Here is a 15,584-nt window from a genome sequence, read left to right on the forward strand (position 1 = left end):
GCCACCCTCACGGCTTGCTCAGCAGCTTCATGACGCGGCGGATGACGACCGCCTGCCCGGGGCTCAGGTCGGCGAAGAAGGCCCGCACGAACGGGTCGTCCTCACCGGGTATCGTCAGGTCGCCTTCGGGGATCAGCTCGCGTGGCGTCAGCTCGATCAGCCGCCAGGCCAGCTCCTCCACCCGAGGGTCGTCCTCGTCGGGGACGATGTCGGCGAACGCGTCGAGGTCGGCGTAGACCCGCATGACCTGGGCGTGGAATTCCGGGTCGGTCTCCGGCAGGGCCAGGACGGGGTCCACGAATTCGGCCCGCCGGTCGGCGGGCATCGAGGTGTCCAGCAACGCCAGGAGCTCGCGGTCGCGCGCGGCCATGCCGCCGCCGCCCTGGGGCAGCCGGCCGAGGATGCGCGCCATGTCGGGCGAGAGCGCGTCGTCGGGTTGCGGGTTCTCCTGCTCCAGCAGTGTGGCCAGGCGGGCGCGCCGTTCCCTGATCTCGGCCTCCTGCCTCTCCAGGTCGGCGTCGAGTTCGGTCAGCACCTCGCGTAGCTCGCGGCCCTGCTGGTCGGCCAGCACGTCGCGGATCTCCTCCAGCGACAGGCCCAGCTCCGACAGCCGCCGGATGCGTGACAGGGTGACGGCGTCGCGCAGGGTGTAGAGGCGATAGCCGTTGGCCCGCCGTCCGGGCTCCGGCAGCAGGCCGAGGTGATGGTAGTGGCGCACCGCCCTGGTCGAGACGCCGGCCAGGGCGGCGAGTTCTCCTATCCGCATACCTCTATGAAAGACCTTGACGCTACGACAAGGTCAACCGGTCATGCTCCTGACCACCAGGAAACCGATGAGCATGCCGAGGATCATGGTGACGCCGGAGGCGATCGCGGCCCACTTGCCGAGCGACTCGCCCCGGGTGTGCCCGACGATGCCGAGCACGATGCCGATGAGGCCGAACAGGATCGGGATGAACAGCAGCGCGATCGCCGCGAACACGAACCCGATGATCGACAGGATCTGGACGCCCGAGCCGCTCTTGGGCGGGGTTCCGTAGCCGGCCTGGCCGTACGGCTGGTCATAGGGAGGAGCGGGCCCCGGTTGCTCGGGCGGCGGTGACCACTGCGGCCGGGCGTTCGGATCGTCTGGTGTGGTCATAGGACTACTCCCTAGGTGTGGACCCCCGAAAGTCGTGCCTGTCTAGGACTCATCTCACACCGAAGCCGCACGTCCTGTCGAGTCTGCGGTGCTCAGCGGGCCGGGCAGCGGACGGGCGTGCAGGACGTCCAGCCGGGACACGGCCCGCGTCAGCGCCACGTACAGCCGGTTGAGCCCGCGCGCCTCGGCCTCGGCGATCTCGGCGGGCTCGGCGACGATCACGTGGTCGTACTCCAGTCCCTTGGCCGCCGAGGCGGGCACCAGGCTGACCCGGAACGCCGTGTCGCCGCCGGTCCCGGGCTCGACGAGGGTGGCGTCCAGGCCGGCGTCCCACAGTGCCGCGCGCAGCCCGTCCACGGCCGGATCGGCGGCGATCACCCCGATCGAGCCCTCCAGCTCCAGCGCCCGCCGCACCGCGGCCACGACCGCCGCCGGCAGGTCGGCGGCCTCCCGCACGCTCAGCGCGCCGTCACGGCGGAAGGAGCGGGTCGCCGGCACGTCGGCCTCCAGGGCGGCCAGCAGCCGGTTGGCCAGTTCCACGACCGCCGCCGGGACGCGGAAGCCGGTGGTGAGCTCGACCGTGCGCGCCCCCGGCTTGCCGAGCGCGGCGAGCTGGGCGGCCCACGCGCGCGCTGCCCACGGCGTGGTGGCCTGGGCCAGGTCACCGAGGACGGTCAGCGAGCCGTGCTCGCTGCGCCGGGCGATGGCGCGGCACTGCATCGGCGACAGGTCCTGCGCCTCGTCGACGATCACGTGCCCGAAACCCGCGGGCCGCTCCAGCAGCCCGGCCAGCTCGTCCAGCAGCACCACGTCGGCGGCCGACCAGCGGGCGCTCTTGTACGAGCGCGGCGGCCGCGCCCACGTGATCGCCTCGATCTCGTGCTCGTCCAGGACGCCGCCGGCCGCACTCGCGGGATCGGTGAGCAGGCCGGCCAGCACCTGCTCGGGCTTGGGCGCCGGCCAGACCGCGTCCAGGAACGGCGTGATCTGCCGGCCCATCCGCTTCGTCCAGGCCGGGTTGACGGGGTGCCCGCGCAGCTCGGCCTGGCGGGCGACCCGCGCCATGATCCGCGAGCGCACGCGTTCGCGCCCGGTCAGGTACGGCAGGCTCTCGCGCCGCGTGTCGTCCACGATGCGCCGCAGCTCGTCCTCGTACACCCGCCACCGCGCCGCCCCGTCGCTGACCACGACCGGTTCCACGGGCCTGGCGATCCGCCCGTACAGCGCCCGGCGCAGCACCTCGGCCATCCGCGCGTCGTGCTTGACCGCCGCGGCGGGCGCCGGGTCGGTGGCCCGGACCTCGGCGCCGCCGAGCAGTTCCTCCAGCGTCGTCTGCTCCACCTCCACCTCGCCCAGCGCGGGCAGCACAGCGGAGATGTAGCCGATGAAGGCCCGGTTGGGTCCCAGCACCAGCACGCCCGAGCGCTCCAGCCGCGCCCGGTGCGCGTACAGCAGGTACGCCGCCCGGTGCAGCCCCACCGCCGTCTTCCCGGTTCCGGGCGCGCCCTGCACGCACACCGACTCTCCCACCTCCACCCGGACCAGGTCGTCCTGCTCGGGCTGGATCGTGGCCACGATGTCGCGCATCGGGCCCACGCGCGGCCGTTCGATCTCGGCGGTCAGGATCGCGCCGCCGCCCTGCTCGCCCCGGCCCAGGTCCTCGTCCTCGAACCCGGTCAGCCGCGGCCCCGACCACCCGTAGCGGCGCCGGGTCGCCACGCCCTGCGGGTCGCGGGCGCCGGCCCGGTAGAAGGCGCGCGAGACCGGCGCCCGCCAGTCGATGACCAGCGGCACGCCGCCGTGCTCGCCGGGGATGTGGCGGCGGCCGATGTAGTAGGAGCGATCGCGGTGCTCGCCCTGGCCGAACGCCAGCCGCCCGAAGAACGGCGGCCCGTCGGGCTCCTCGCTGAGCTCCTTGGCCAGGCTCTTCAGGTAGCGGCCCAGCCGCTCGGCGCTGTAGCGGTCGCCGGCCACGCTCTCGCCGATGATGACGTTCTCGCGCGCTCCCGCCAGCATGCGCCGCAGCCCCGCGCGGCACGACTCGACGTGGTCACGCTCCTGGTCCAGCGCGCTCATCCAACTCCTTTAACTCGGTTAAGTTATTTACCAGGTTAACATGGTGGCATGACGGGACTACGCCAGCGCAAGCGGCAGCAGGTTCACGAGGCGATCTCGGCGGCGGCCATCACGCTGTTCCTGGAGCGGGGCTTCGACGAGGTGTCCGTGGCCGAGGTGGCCGCCGCCGCGGACGTCTCCAAACCCACGCTCTTCAAGTACTTCGCCACCAAGGAGGACCTCGTCGTCCACCGCATCGCCGACCACCAGGGCGAGGCCGCCCGCGTCGTGCGCGCCGCCGGCGGCGATCCGCTCCCGGCCCTGCGGGATCACTTCCTGGCGGGGCTGGCCCGCCGCGACCCGGTCACCGGCCTCAACGACCACCCCGCGGTGCTCGCCTTCCACCGCATGGTGTTCGAGACGCCCAGCCTGGCCGCCCGGGTGGCCGTGTACGTCGCCGCCGACGAGAGCGCCCTCGCCGGCGCGCTGGCCGGGCACTACGACGAGCTGTCCGCGGCGCTGCTGGCCGCCCAGGCGCTGGCCGCGCAGCGGGTGCTGGCCCGCCGTACGTGGCTGGAGCTGTCCCGGGGCCGCGCCGCCGGCGAGGTCCACCCCGAGGCGGCCGCCGCCGCCGGGCGCGCCTTCCACCAGCTCTCCCTCGCCTTCCCGATACGGCCCGCCGCCTCCTGAGCCGGGGCGGGGTGAGATCCTGGGCCGATGTCCGAGGCGTTGGAGGGTATGGAGGCTCTGGAGGCGAAGGTGCGGGCCAACCTGGACGGGTTCGAGCGCCGGGCGGCTCCGCATGCCGAAGGGTTGCGCGGGGCGGCGGTCACGGTGTGCGTGCTGGAGGGGCGCGAGCCGTACCTGATCGTGATCAAGCGGGCGCCGCGCGGGCGCAACGCGGGGCAGTGGGCGCTGCCGGGCGGGCGGCTGGACGACGGCGAGGAGCCCGTGCGCGGAGCGCTGCGCGAGCTGGCCGAGGAGACCGGGATCACCGGGGTGCGGGTGGCCGGGCTGCTGGACGACTTCGTCACCGACTCCGGGTTCGTGATCACTCCGGTGGTGGCGTTCGGGGACGATCAGCGGGCCGTTCCCGACCCCCGGGAGGTCGCCTCCGTGCACGAGGTGCCGCTGGAGCGGCTGCTGGCTCCCGGCGTGCCGCGCTGGCGCGGTCCCCTGCTGCAGATGCCGCTGGGACCCGCGATCCTGGTGCACGCGCCGACGGGGGCGATCCTGTGGCAGTTCGCCGAGGTGTGCCTGCGCGGCCGTGAACAACGCGTCTTCGACGTCACCCAGCCCGCCTGGACCAGGAGATGACCGGCCCTCAGCCCGCACGCCTCCGCCACCTCGCTGCCCGGGGCGATCAGCGCCGACTGGGCCTGGGCCCGCATGGCGACCCGTTCCGAGACTGGGCGCCGCTCGCTCTCGTAGGTGTCCAGCAACTTGCCGAACCAGAAAAAATGCGCAATCGGCACATATTTACGCGGGGCAGGGCGGCCGGAAGGCGACACCGGTCACGTGCTTGCGCCACTCCGGCTCGGTCATCGCGTCCCCCGACTCCCGGCAGAGCCTGGCCGTGATCCGCGCCGGATCCACCTCCCACAGCCGCACGTCGCCCCCTGCGCTGGCCAGCATGCCGCCGTCCGCGCTGAAGGCCAGCTCCGTGTAGCTCTCGCCGGGACTGTTGACCGCCACTCGCAGCAGCGGCGCCGCCGGGTCGGCGATGTCCCAGAGCCACAGCTGGCCCGCGCCGGTCCCCACCGCCAGCATGCCGTCGCGCGGGTCGAAGGCCACCGCGAAGACCCGCCCGTCCGGCCCGGTCAGCGGCGCGCCCGCGAGGACTGGTCCGGACGCGCCGCCCAGCCGCCACAGCCGGATGGACCCCGACGCGTTGCCCGCGGCCAGCAGCGCGCCGCCGTGGCTGAAGGCGACCGAGCGCACGTCGTCGCCCATCGCGGTCAGGAGCGTCGTCGCCCGCCCCGGCGCGGCCGGATCGCGCACGTCCCACAGCGCCACCACGCCGCCCTGCGTCGCCGCCGCCAGCCGCCGCCCGTCCGGGCTGAACGCGACGGCGAACACCTGCCCCGAACCCGGGTTCAGCGTGGCGAGCGCCCGCCACGTGCGCGCGTCCCACAGACGCACCGTGCCGTCGTCGCTGCCCGCCGCCAGCAGCCCGCCGTCGGGACTGAAGGCCACACCCTGCACGAGCGCCGCCGGGCCGGGCAACGTGGCGCGGCGCACCGGCCGCCGCGGGTCGGTGATGTCCCACAGCAGTACGGCGTTGCCGAGCCGCGTGCCACCCGCCAGCGTGCGGCCGTCCGGGCTGATCGCCACCGTGCTGCCCATCCGGTCGTACGGCGCCGGCGCGGTCAGCGGCGGGCTCACCGGCGAGGGACGGCGACCGGCGACGTCCCAGAGCCTGATGTCACCCGCGGCGGCGGCCAGCAGGGTGGAGCGGCCGCTGAAGGCCACGTTGTCGATCGGGTGCTCGCTCGCCTCGATCACCGGTCCCGGCAGGTCCCAGACGCGGGCCACGCCGTCGGCGCCGCCGGTGACGACGAGGCGGTCGCCGTTCCTGAACTGCACGGCGGTCACCGGCTCCGGATGCGGCAGCAGGCCGACCACCCGCCCGGTGGCCACCTCCCACACACGCGCGCTGTTGTCGGCGCTGCCGACCCCCAGCAGGCGGCCGTCGGAGCTGAACGAGACCGCGTTCACCCACACACTCACCTCGGCCACCAGCGGGCGCCCGAACGGCTCCGGCCGGTCAGGTCGGATGGTGTCCCACAGCCGCACGGAGCCGTCGTTGCTGCCGACCGCGACCAGCGTGCCGTGGTAGGCCAGGGCGTTGACCCGGCTCGGCAGCGGCAGCGGGGGACCGGCGGGCCGGACGGCGGTCAGGTCGCCGGTGTCCCACAGCCGCAGCGACCCCGCGGTGTCGGTCCCGCTCCCCACCGCCAGCACCCGCCCGTCCGCCCGAAACGCCAGCGTCCGCACCGCGCCCTGAGCGCCCTCCGGGTCCTTGGTGGTGTCCTGGCCTTCTGCGGGGGCCGGGGTGGTGAGGGTGGAGGTGCGCAGGTTCCAGAGGCGGATCGTGCCGTCGCGGCTGCCGATGGCCAGCACCTGCCCGGCCGGGCTGAAGTCGAGCGCGTAGACGGTGTCGGCGGGGCCGCTGATCGGGGTGCCCAGCGGCTTCGCGTGTGCCGGGTCGGACACGTCCCACAGCCGGACGGTCCGGTCCTTGCCGCCGGTGGCCAGGACGCGGCCGTCCGGGCTGAAGGCCACCGCGTAGATCGAGCTGGTGTGCCCGGTGAGCGGCGGGCCGAGCCGTACCGGATGGCGTGGGTCGGACAGGTCCCACAGCAGGACCGCGCTGTCGGTCACGGCGGCGCCGGCGGCGGCCAGCAGCCGCCCGGACGGCGAGGTGGACACCGCCTGCAACGCCCGGCTCGGGCGGACCATCCGGGTGACCGCGGGCGCGCCGGCCGCCTCCACCAGGCCGGAACGCGCCTCGACCGTCGGTGCGAGCCGGTAGGCGGCCACCGCGAGCTGGGCGGCGAGTACGGGGTCCGTGCCGCGCAGCCGGGCCGCCGTCATCGTCATGGTCCGCGAGATCGCCATGTCCCGCGCCTGGTCGGCCTCCACCCTTTTCCACTGGGAGTACGCGGCCAGCCCGCCCGCCAGCACGGCGAGCACGGTCAGGGCGGCGAGCAGCTGGTAGAGGTGGCGGTTCCTGCGCCGGTGCTGGTGGAGACTCACGTCGAGGAACTGCCGCTCCAGCGGGTTCAGCTCGGCGCGGCGCACCGGGTCGCCGGCCCACTCCCGGGCCGCCTCCAGCCGTCCGCCCCGGTAGAGCGCGCCGGGGTCCCGCTCGCCGGCCTCCCACGACTGGGCGGCCTGGGTGAGCTGGCGCAGCACGCGCAGTCCCGCCCGGTCGGCGTCGATCCACGACCGCAGCCTCGGCCACGCCGACAGCAGAGTCTCGTGGCTGATCTGCACGGTGTCGGCGTCCACGGTGAGCAGGCGGCGCCGTACGAAGTGGTCCAGCACCGGCCCCGCCTCACCGGCCAGCTCGTCCCGCGTGACCCGGCGGCGCGTGTCGGCGGTGTCGGTTCCGATGTGGGTCAGCCGCAGGAACGCCTGCCTGGCCAGCTCCTGCCCGGCGGGCGTCAGCTCGGCGTAGACGGACTCGGCCGTGGCCGCCACCGCGCCCTGCAAGCCGCCGCTGGCCCGGTAGTGCTCGACGGTCATCCTGCGGCCGCGGGAGTTCTCCCAGGTGGCCAGCAGCGTGTGCGACAGCAGCGGCAGCGTGCCCGCCTCGTGCGGGGCGATCTCACGCAGCAGCAGCTCGACCAGCCCGGTGTCGATGTCGAGGCGGGCGCGGCGGGCCGGGCCCTCGATGGCCTGGCGCAACTGGCTCTCGGTCATCGGCCCGACCACGAGCTGACGCGTCTGCAGGGCGCTCGCGAGCGCCGGGTGGCGCAGGGCATGGGGATAGAAGTCCGCGCGCATGCCCACCACGACCGGCGCCGCCTCGGCCAGATCGGTGAGCTCGCCGATGAAGCGCAGCCGTTCGCCCTCCGTGAGGGCCGCGGTGAAGATCTCCTCGAACTGGTCGACGATCACCACCCCGTCGGTCGCTCGCGGGTACGGGCTCTCGCCGGGATTCAGCAGCACCCAGGACGGCAGGGCAGGGATCAGCCCGGCGCGCAGCAGCGACGACTTGCCCGACCCGGACGGCCCCACCACCATGGTCAGCCCCGGCGACACCCGGTCGACCAGCCGCCTGGTCAGCTCCTGCCGCCCGAAGAACCAGCCGGCGTCCTCGGGGCGGAAACACTCCAGTCCCCGGTACGGCGGCGCCTGGTCGGCCGAGCGGCGGCCCGGCGCCCGCCGTACGCGCAGCAGCGCCCGCACCCATCGCTCCCGCTGCTCCGGGTCGGTGACGCCACAGGTGAGCAGCACCTTCTCGTACTGGCCGGCCTGCGAGGCCAGCGGCACGTTGGCCCCGCGAAACCATCCGCCCAGCGTGCCGTAGGGGACGTCGACGGCCTTGCCGAGCTCCCTGATCGTCTTTCGCGCCGTGTTGCGCAGGAGAGTCAGCTCACGAGCCAGATCCTCACGAGTGGCGACCCGATCGGGGTCGGGATCGCCGGGGATGGTGACCCGGTCGGGATGGCTTTCCTCACGGGTGGCGACCCGGTCGGGGTCGGGATCGCCGGGGGAGGTGCCCCGGTCGGGGTGGGGTTCCTCGGGGGTGGTGCCCCGGTCGGGGTGGGGTTCCTCGGGGGTGGTGACCCGGTCGGGGTCGGGACGATCTAAGCCATCGGGCATGCCATCCTCCGCGAACCTGGCGCGACATCGCACCCATAGTGGCGGAGCGCCGGGCCTTTTGTGCGGCCTTGTGCGGAGAATTCGTGGCCCGTTGCCGCTCGCCCCGGAGATCCCTTTCGCTGGCCTCGATCGGTAGCTCACACCTGCTCGACAGCACGGGGAGAGACATGCGCAAACGCATCAAGCGGACCCTGGTCGTGCTCGCGACGACGCTCGCGACGGCCGTGGCCCTGTTCACCGCGAACCCGGCGCCGGCCAGCGCCGACCCCTGGGGGTGGCGCTGGTGCGCCCCCAGTTACGTGATCATCGACTGCGTGGTCAACCAGGCCGGCTCGCAGTCCGGCCCCATCGAACCGCACAACCCTGAGGGGTGGCTCTACGTGCGCTACTCCGCGGTCAACTCCGCATCGTGCTACCTGAACTTCTGGTACACGGACCGGACGACCAACCGGGAGACCTACTTCGGCGGCAGGTGGGCGTTCCCAATCGCGAGGTCCACCAAGATCACCGGACTGAACCCGTCGCGTTACTACGACGTCCGGGTCGCGGCCGTCAACTGCACGGCTTACGTCCGGGTCCAGAACTACACCTAGCAAGCGGGGGCCGGCCGGGGCGGGAGATCCCACCCCGGCCGTTCGTTACGCGGTCCCGTCCCGGGCCATCAGAGCGCCGCTGGTCCACGCGGGCCGTTACGGCGGTGCGTTCGTCCGACGTGAGAAGCGATCCCCACGATCGGCGCCCGCGCATGGCGGCGGGTGGGGGTGGGGCGGCTTGCCGTAACGGATGGGCGGCGTGACGGACAGGACGCCACAGCGGATGAGCGGCGTGACGGAGAGACAGGACAGGGACACCACGGCGGATGAGCGGCGTGACGGAGAGACAGGACAGGGACACCACGGCGGATGAGCGGCGTGACGCAACAGCGGAGCGATTGAAGCGCGGCGGGGCGCTACGAGGCGGCCTTGAGGCTGGCGGCGTACTGGGCGACGTATTCCTGGCCGGAGAGTTTCTGGATGGCGGACATGATGTCGTCGGTCACGCGGCGCCGGTCGCGGGCGCTCCTGTAGTCGCCCTCGAAGCGCATCGGCTCGCCGATCGTGATCCCGATCTTGGCCGGGCGCGGGACCTTCGCGCCGACCGGCATGACCTTCTCGGTGCCGGACAGCGCCACCGGCAGCACCGGCTTGCCCGTCCTGAGCGCCAACCAGGCCACGCCGATCTTGCCCCGGTACAGGCGGCCGTCGGGGGAGCGGGTGCCCTCGGGGTGGATGCCGAACAGTTCGCCGCGCTCCAGGAGGTCGGCGGCGGCGTCGAGCATGGCCTGCGCGGCGTGGGCGCTGTCGCGGTCGGTGGGCAGACTGCCGCCCAGCCGCATGAACCACTGGGAGACCGGGTTGCCGGAGAAGTACTCGCTCTTGGCGGCGAAGGTCACGTGGCGGGGCAGCAGCGCGGGCAGCAGGAAGGAGTCGATCATCGACAGGTGGTTGGCGGCCAGGATGGCACCGCCGGTCCTGGGGACGTTCGACCCACCCGAGATGTGCGGGCGGCACATGACGTTCGCGAGGGGGGTGGCAGCGAACTTGACCACTTGGTACAGCAACAGGTCTCCTGAATCGATCTCGCTCCGGCGCACCCCACCATAAAGCAGGCGCCCCACTCGATGTGCAATATCGATTCGCGTGCGAAATCGTCGCCTGATCAGCGCCGGAGCGGGGCCGGCCGCATCCTCCAACGTTGATCATTCCGTGAATATTCCGAAACGACGTTTCGTGGATCATGAGTCCGGCGTCCTCCCGGCGGGCCGGCGAGGTCGCGGGAGGCGGTCAGCGCGCGGCCGGTGCCGTCGTGCCGGACGCCAGTGCCGCCTGGACGATGCGGATCGCCTCGCCCGCGTCGAGGCCGACGCTGGCGATCACGGCGGCGTAGTCGGCGGCGGCCCGGCGGGCACGCTCCCGGCCTTCCTCGCCGGCGGCCGACACGAACGAGCCCGCCCGGCCGCGCGTCTCGATCAGCCCCGCCTCCTCCAGCTCCCGATAGGCCCGGCCGACCGTGTTGACGGCCAGGCCGAGGTCGGCCGCGAGGTGGCGGATGGTCGGCAGCCGGGCGCCCACGGCCAGCGTGCGGTCCTGGATCTGCCGGGCGAGCTGGACCCGCAGCTGCTCGAACGGCGGCACCGGCGAGGTCGCGTCGATGACGATCATTGAACGATCATGGCCTGCCGGGCCACCGCCGCGCACGACGGCGTCCTGGCATGGAGCGCGACGCACGCGGCCAGGCTCAGGACGATGTAGGCGAACGCGGCGGCGCCCCACCAGCCGGGCGCGGTGCCGAACAGCACCACCGGCAGCGACCACTGCACGCTCGGCGTGGTGAGCTCGCGGGCGTCTTCGACGCGCATGAGGACGTCGGCGGTCAGCGACTCCTCGTCCTCCGCCACGACCGGGAACCTGAGCAGGTGGCGCAGCTGCATGGCGGTGATGGCCGTCGCGCCGAGCAGCCCGATCAGCACGACGACGGCGAGCTGCCGCACGGTGGGGTCGGGAACCGTCAGCGCGCTCGCGGCCAGCGCCATCGCACCGGTGAACGTGGCGACCACGAAGACGGCGTACGGCCGGCCGAGCACGACCCGCCAGCCGGGCTGGATCGGATGGGCCGCCCGGCGCGACAGCGTCGCGCCCGCCCGCTGGTCGACGCGTCGTACCCACCGGTCGAGCAGGGACTGTGCCAGCAGCAGCCCGGCCAATGACGCGGTCAGGGCCGGCAGCAGGAGCGGGCGATACGGCTGGAGGCCGCCGAAGGCGGAGGTGGCGGCCAGGGCGCTCACGATGATCAACGCGGCCAGGATGACGTACGTGGCCAGGCGGGCGCGTCTGCGGACCGCCAGCCGGCTGGCCAGCAGAGGGGTCGGCCGGGCGTCGGCCAGGTCGTGCCGGGCGAGCCACTCGCCCGCCAGCCGCAGATCGGCCGCACGGCTCGGCGAATCGGCGTCCGGTAATGGTTCACGGGTCACCATGCCTCCTTTGTCGCAAGGTTTGTAGCAATATGGTGCGACATTCCTTGCGACAAAGTCAACGCCCCGCAGGCTCTTGGCCGTGGGGCGTTGCGGTCGTGTCTCTTCGAGGGGCTACGAGGCGGCTTCCAGGGGTACGTCGGCGCCGCGCCAGCTGGCCGCCAGTTCCTGGACCGGCACGTTGAGTGCCTCGCCGAGGCGGACGATCGTGCCGAATCCGGGGGATGGCAGCCGCCCTGTCTCGATCTTGCGCAGGGTTTCCGGCGAGATGCCGGCCGCGTCCGCGACCTCCGCCAGGTCGCGTCCCGCTCGCGCGCGGCGCAACAGGGTGCCGAGACGCCTGCCGGCTTCGATCTGCTCAGGTGTGAGCGGTTGACGGACCATGTCCCCAGCATAGGGTTGGTATTACTATACCGGCAAGTGTTAAGGTGTCGGTATAGTAATACCAACTTGACGCGAGGTTTTCGTGATTGAACTGAAGACGCCTGCCGAGATCCAGCGCATGCACGTGGCCGGGCGTTTCGTCGCCGAGGTGCTCTCCGAGATCGGCCGGCTCGCCGAGGTGGGCGTCAACCTGCTGGAGCTGGAACGCCATGTTCGCGACATGATCCAACGGCGCGGGGCGGACTCGTGCTACTGGGACTACGCGCCATCCTTCGGGCGCGGCCCGTTCCGCAATGTCATCTGCCTGTCCGTCAACGACGCCGTCCTGCACGGCCTGCCCCGCGACTACACCCTGCGCGACGGGGACGTCCTCAGCGCGGACCTCGCGGTCGGCATCGACGGCTGGGTGGCCGACTCGGCGCGTACGGTCGTGGTCGGCACCGCCGCGGAGGAAGACCTGCGGATCATCCGCGCCACCGAGGAGGCGCTGGAGGCGGCGATCGAGGCGGCACGTCCGGGTAACCGCCTGGGTGACATCTCGGCGGCCGTCTGGGCGGTGGCCCGCGACCACGGCTATCCGGTCAACACCGAGTTCGGCGGCCACGGCATCGGCCGCACCATGCACGAGGAGCTCCACGTTCCCAACAAGGGGCGGGCGGGCCGCGGCCTGATACTCCGGCCGGGGCTGACCCTCGCGCTCGAACCCTGGTTCGCGCGTACGACCGACCGGATCGTCTACGACGCCGACGGCTGGACCATCCGCTCGGCCGACGGCTCACGCACGGCCCACTCCGAGCACACGATCGCCATCACCGAGGACGTCCCCCTGGTGCTCACCCGGCGCGAGACGTAGAACCAGCCGGGGCCGACATCAAGTAGCTTGACCGCTCGTTACCCGTCCGAGCGTGTGCCGGGCATGGCCCCTTGCGGCGAGGGCCCGCGGAAGTGGCCGGTCATCGCTCGCGTCCTCCTCTGACGCCCTGCCGTACGCCCCTCGTCGTAGCCGCCCTACCCCCGCCGGATGCCTTCCCCGGTGCGACGACGCACCGGTGGGCGGGCGGCGAGGATCGGGGCTCCAGTCGCACGATCGTGAGGAGCGCCGGGGATGTCTTCCCTCATCCGCCATGTCAGTCCTGTCCGGCCGGAACGGGCCCAGGGCCTGGTCGCCGAGGTGTACGCGCAGGTGAACAGGGAGTTCAGCAGCATCGGCCCGGCGGTGATGATGTTGTCGCAGTCGGAGGAGCTGATGGCGGCCGGGTGGTCGCTGATGCGGGAGGCGCAACTGGCCGGCGCGGCCCCGATGCTGGACAAGGCGGTCGCCGCCCTGGGCGCGGCGCTGGCCAACGGCCTGCCGTACGAGATCGAGACGCTTGTGGTGGTGGTGCGCCGGCTGGGGGCGGGCGCGCTCGCCGGCGCCGTCCAGCGTGGTGAAGATCCGGCCGACGTACTGCTTTCCTGGGCTTCCTCCACCGGCGTACGTGAGCCGGGCGAGCCGCCCTTCTCCGGCGAGACCGCCGCCGAACTGGTCGGCACCGTCCTGTTCACCCACTTCATCAACCGGGTGGCCGCGGCGATGCTGCCCGCGGGCCTGAGGCCCGGCACCCTGGACCCCGAGGACCCGCCGGCGTTCGAGGACGCTCCCGTGCTGCGCGAGCCCACCGGAGACCTGAAGCCGGGCGCCACCCTGCCGCTGCTGGACGGCCTGCCCTCCCGCGAGGAGCCCGCCTGGGCCGAGGGCACCCCGATCGGCGCCGCCTACGCCGCGTTGACGGCGGTCGCGGGCCAGGGCGCCGCGCTGCTCTCCCCGGCCGCGTCGGACGTCGTGACCACGACGATCACCGCCCACCGCGGCCGGCGCCTGCCCGCCGGTGCGTGGCTGGACGAGGCCCTGGCCCCGCTGGAGGGTGGCGGCCGGGCGGGCGCGAAGGTCGCCCTCCTGGCCGGCCTGGCCCCCGACGCCCTCACCGACGAGGACGTCGCGGACTGGCGAGCCAGTGACCGCCGCCTCAGCGACCACTGCACCACCCACCTGCTCGCCTACGGCGTGATCACCGCCGTCGAAGCCATCGAGACCGACATCGCCGCCACGCTTCGTTGGCCAGCGCCTTAAGGGCCTGATCGCCCCGGCCGGCACAACGGCGGTGCGTGTCGTTCGGCCCGACCGGCGAACCGGGGCACTGGACAGCGCGACATGCGGCGCAAACAAACCAGGCGCCCCACTCGATGTGGGGCGCCTGGCAGGACGTTAAGGCCGCTGTGGCGGTCGCCTCCTCGGCGAGAGGCACAACACGGCTCCAGCCGAACGGTATTCCGTGAAGGCGGTAATTTGCGGCCCGGGGGACACTAACCACAGCGGCCACTCGACTCTAACCGACTTCCGGCACCCTGTATTCCAAGCGGTGCCAAGCACTGGTCACGTTCTGGCCGGTGGCGGCGGAGAATTCGCAGCTCATCGGACTTACCGGGCCGTCCAGGAAACCTTCAGCTCCCGAACCGCCCCGACCATCGCTCCGTCCGTAACCAGCGCCTGGCCAACCTTCTGCCTTGGGCCCAGGGATGGGCCGGAGACCGTCCGGAACGTCCGGGTCGGCCCGTTCGTCGTCACTGCGTGAGCCTCCTCCCGGAACTTGACGAACGGCTGCGTGAGGCGTCCGCCAGGATGCGCCGCGCCGAGCACGTCCGGCGCCTGCGCGAGACCACCGCGCGGCAGATCGCGGACGTCCGCGGCGCCTTGGAGGACCTGGAGTTCGAGCTGACCGAGGAGGAGCGTGACGTCGCCCGGCTGGAAGGCGGGCTGTCCGCCGTCCTGGCCCGCCTGCTGGGCAACCGCGAGGAGCGTCTGGAGCGCGAGCGCGCCGAGGCGGCGGTGGCCAGGGAACGCGTCCACGGTCACCGGGCCCGGCTCGCGCGGCTCGAAGCCGACGCGGTGGCGGCCGACGCCGAGCTGGCCGGGCTCGAACCCGCGCCCCGGGAGTACGCCGAGCTGCTGGCCGAGAAGGAGCGGCAACTCATCCGGAGCGGCGATCCGCGCATGCATCAGCTGGCCGACCTCGGCGCCGCGCTCGATCGGTTGAGCGCCGACGTGCGCGAGTGCGAGGAGGCCCACCGGGCGGGGCAGGAGGCGCACGAGGCGCTCGGCGTCGTGTCGCGCCTGCTCGACTCCGCCAGGAACGCCTCGACCTTCGACATGTTCGGCGGCGGTTTGCTCGCCGACGCCTACGAGCACCACAAGCTGACCGGCGCGGACAAGGCCGCCTGGCATGCCCAGCGGGCTCTGGACGTCTTCTCCCGCGAGCTGGCCGACACCGGGATCGCGGCCCGGCCGATGATGCCCAAGGTGGACACGCGGTGGTTCGTGGACACCTTCTTCGACAACATCATCAGCGATGCGCTCAAGCATCAGCGCATCGAGAAGACCAGGGCCGAGGTGATGAAGCTGGCGCGGTGGGTGCGTGACACCGGGAGTCACCTGAAGGCGCGTCGCACGCAGTTGCCGGCCGAGCGCGCCCAGCTGCTCACCTGGCGCGAGGAGCTTCTGCGCCCCGCATAGCCCCGCGTCGGACGTGCGCATGAGCGGCGGCGGCAAGAACCCATCTGGTCGATGGGCGCGCGCCCGGCTTACAGTGAGACGGCATCGCCGATCACCCATGACGGCCGCCA

General features: G+C 72.8%; 14 protein-coding genes. 6 read left to right on the plus strand and 8 right to left on the minus strand.

Going from position 1 to position 15,584, the window contains the following annotated elements:
* Window positions 1–7: 7 nt before the first annotated feature.
* Genes ACIBKY_RS46105 through ACIBKY_RS46115 form a run of 3 tightly spaced genes read right to left on the minus strand, consistent with a single transcriptional unit; the run spans window position 8 to window position 3,217 of the window.
* The gene (locus ACIBKY_RS46105) at window positions 8–766 is read right to left on the minus strand and encodes a MerR family transcriptional regulator (protein ID WP_397107461.1); all 759 of its coding nucleotides are present in this window, start codon (window positions 764–766) and stop codon (window positions 8–10) included.
* A 33-nt stretch (window positions 767–799) separates the two neighbouring features.
* Window positions 800–1,141, minus strand: coding sequence for a hypothetical protein (locus ACIBKY_RS46110; RefSeq protein ID WP_397107463.1), 342 nt, complete (start codon window positions 1,139–1,141; stop codon window positions 800–802).
* Between the two features lie 54 nt (window positions 1,142–1,195).
* A complete protein-coding gene (locus ACIBKY_RS46115; RefSeq protein ID WP_397107465.1) occupies window positions 1,196–3,217 on the minus strand; it encodes a HelD family protein in 2,022 nt (673 codons plus the stop codon).
* A gap of 48 nt (window positions 3,218–3,265) precedes the next feature.
* Between ACIBKY_RS46115 and ACIBKY_RS46120 the strand changes: the two genes are divergently transcribed.
* Together ACIBKY_RS46120 and ACIBKY_RS46125 are read left to right on the plus strand one after the other, a co-directional pair.
* The gene (locus ACIBKY_RS46120; protein ID WP_397107467.1) at window positions 3,266–3,886 is read left to right on the plus strand and encodes a TetR family transcriptional regulator; all 621 of its coding nucleotides are present in this window, start codon (window positions 3,266–3,268) and stop codon (window positions 3,884–3,886) included.
* Window positions 3,887–3,913: 27 nt separating this feature from the next.
* On the plus strand, window positions 3,914–4,513 hold the full coding sequence (locus ACIBKY_RS46125; RefSeq protein ID WP_397107469.1) for an NUDIX hydrolase: 600 nt from the start codon (window positions 3,914–3,916) through the stop codon (window positions 4,511–4,513).
* Window positions 4,514–4,675: 162 nt separating this feature from the next.
* Here ACIBKY_RS46125 and ACIBKY_RS46130 read toward each other — a convergent pair whose 3' ends face one another.
* A complete protein-coding gene (locus tag ACIBKY_RS46130; RefSeq protein ID WP_397107471.1) occupies window positions 4,676–8,530 on the minus strand; it encodes a hypothetical protein in 3,855 nt (1,284 codons plus the stop codon).
* Between the two features lie 167 nt (window positions 8,531–8,697).
* Here ACIBKY_RS46130 and ACIBKY_RS46135 point away from each other — a divergent pair, with 167 nt between their 5' ends.
* Window positions 8,698–9,123 (plus strand): hypothetical protein, encoded by a 426-nt coding sequence (locus ACIBKY_RS46135; protein WP_397107473.1) that lies wholly within the window; start codon window positions 8,698–8,700, stop codon window positions 9,121–9,123.
* A gap of 356 nt (window positions 9,124–9,479) precedes the next feature.
* Here the strand turns inward: ACIBKY_RS46135 and ACIBKY_RS46140 are convergent, their stop codons facing one another.
* The 4 genes from ACIBKY_RS46140 to ACIBKY_RS46155 all read right to left on the minus strand — a co-directional run bounded on the left by ACIBKY_RS46140 (window position 9,480) and on the right by ACIBKY_RS46155 (window position 11,924).
* Window positions 9,480–10,130 (minus strand): lysophospholipid acyltransferase family protein, encoded by a 651-nt coding sequence (locus tag ACIBKY_RS46140; protein ID WP_397107475.1) that lies wholly within the window; start codon window positions 10,128–10,130, stop codon window positions 9,480–9,482.
* 223 nt (window positions 10,131–10,353) lie between these two features.
* Window positions 10,354–10,731, minus strand: a complete 378-nt coding sequence (locus ACIBKY_RS46145; RefSeq protein ID WP_397107477.1) for a GntR family transcriptional regulator — start codon at window positions 10,729–10,731, stop codon at window positions 10,354–10,356.
* Window positions 10,728–11,543, minus strand: coding sequence for a hypothetical protein (locus ACIBKY_RS46150; protein WP_397107478.1), 816 nt, complete (start codon window positions 11,541–11,543; stop codon window positions 10,728–10,730). Before ACIBKY_RS46150 ends, ACIBKY_RS46145 begins: the two co-directional genes overlap by 4 nt.
* Before the next feature lie 111 nt (window positions 11,544–11,654).
* On the minus strand, window positions 11,655–11,924 hold the full coding sequence (locus tag ACIBKY_RS46155; protein WP_397107480.1) for a helix-turn-helix transcriptional regulator: 270 nt from the start codon (window positions 11,922–11,924) through the stop codon (window positions 11,655–11,657).
* Window positions 11,925–12,006: 82 nt separating this feature from the next.
* Here ACIBKY_RS46155 and map point away from each other — a divergent pair, with 82 nt between their 5' ends.
* The 3 genes from map to ACIBKY_RS46170 all read left to right on the plus strand — a co-directional run bounded on the left by map (window position 12,007) and on the right by ACIBKY_RS46170 (window position 15,474).
* Window positions 12,007–12,777 (plus strand): type I methionyl aminopeptidase, encoded by a 771-nt coding sequence (gene map / locus ACIBKY_RS46160; RefSeq protein WP_397107482.1) that lies wholly within the window; start codon window positions 12,007–12,009, stop codon window positions 12,775–12,777.
* 252 nt (window positions 12,778–13,029) lie between these two features.
* Window positions 13,030–14,034: a hypothetical protein gene (locus tag ACIBKY_RS46165; protein ID WP_397107484.1), complete on the plus strand. Its 1,005-nt coding sequence runs from the start codon at window positions 13,030–13,032 to the stop codon at window positions 14,032–14,034.
* 498 nt (window positions 14,035–14,532) lie between these two features.
* Window positions 14,533–15,474: a hypothetical protein gene (locus ACIBKY_RS46170; protein WP_397107486.1), complete on the plus strand. Its 942-nt coding sequence runs from the start codon at window positions 14,533–14,535 to the stop codon at window positions 15,472–15,474.
* Window positions 15,475–15,584: the final 110 nt, after the last annotated feature.

Source organism: Nonomuraea sp. NPDC050394 (assembly GCF_044459065.1).
In the GTDB taxonomy this organism is placed as follows: Bacteria; Actinomycetota; Actinomycetes; order Streptosporangiales; family Streptosporangiaceae; genus Nonomuraea.

Bases quoted from the DNA above. Each gene is read 5' to 3' on its own strand.
- ACIBKY_RS46135 (WP_397107473.1), top strand. From the start codon at position 8,698: ATGCGCAAACGCATCAAGCGGACCCTGGTCGTGCTCGCGACGACGCTC.
- ACIBKY_RS46110 (WP_397107463.1), bottom strand. From the start codon at position 1,141: ATGACCACACCAGACGATCCGAACGCCCGGCCGCAGTGGTCACCGCCG.
- ACIBKY_RS46105 (WP_397107461.1), bottom strand. From the start codon at position 766: ATGCGGATAGGAGAACTCGCCGCCCTGGCCGGCGTCTCGACCAGGGCG.
- ACIBKY_RS46120 (WP_397107467.1), top strand. From the start codon at position 3,266: ATGACGGGACTACGCCAGCGCAAGCGGCAGCAGGTTCACGAGGCGATC.
- ACIBKY_RS46130 (WP_397107471.1), bottom strand. From the start codon at position 8,530: ATGCCCGATGGCTTAGATCGTCCCGACCCCGACCGGGTCACCACCCCC.
- ACIBKY_RS46165 (WP_397107484.1), top strand. From the start codon at position 13,030: ATGTCTTCCCTCATCCGCCATGTCAGTCCTGTCCGGCCGGAACGGGCC.
- ACIBKY_RS46115 (WP_397107465.1), bottom strand. From the start codon at position 3,217: ATGAGCGCGCTGGACCAGGAGCGTGACCACGTCGAGTCGTGCCGCGCG.
- ACIBKY_RS46145 (WP_397107477.1), bottom strand. From the start codon at position 10,731: ATGATCGTCATCGACGCGACCTCGCCGGTGCCGCCGTTCGAGCAGCTG.
- ACIBKY_RS46125 (WP_397107469.1), top strand. From the start codon at position 3,914: ATGTCCGAGGCGTTGGAGGGTATGGAGGCTCTGGAGGCGAAGGTGCGG.
- ACIBKY_RS46155 (WP_397107480.1), bottom strand. From the start codon at position 11,924: ATGGTCCGTCAACCGCTCACACCTGAGCAGATCGAAGCCGGCAGGCGT.
- ACIBKY_RS46150 (WP_397107478.1), bottom strand. From the start codon at position 11,543: ATGGTGACCCGTGAACCATTACCGGACGCCGATTCGCCGAGCCGTGCG.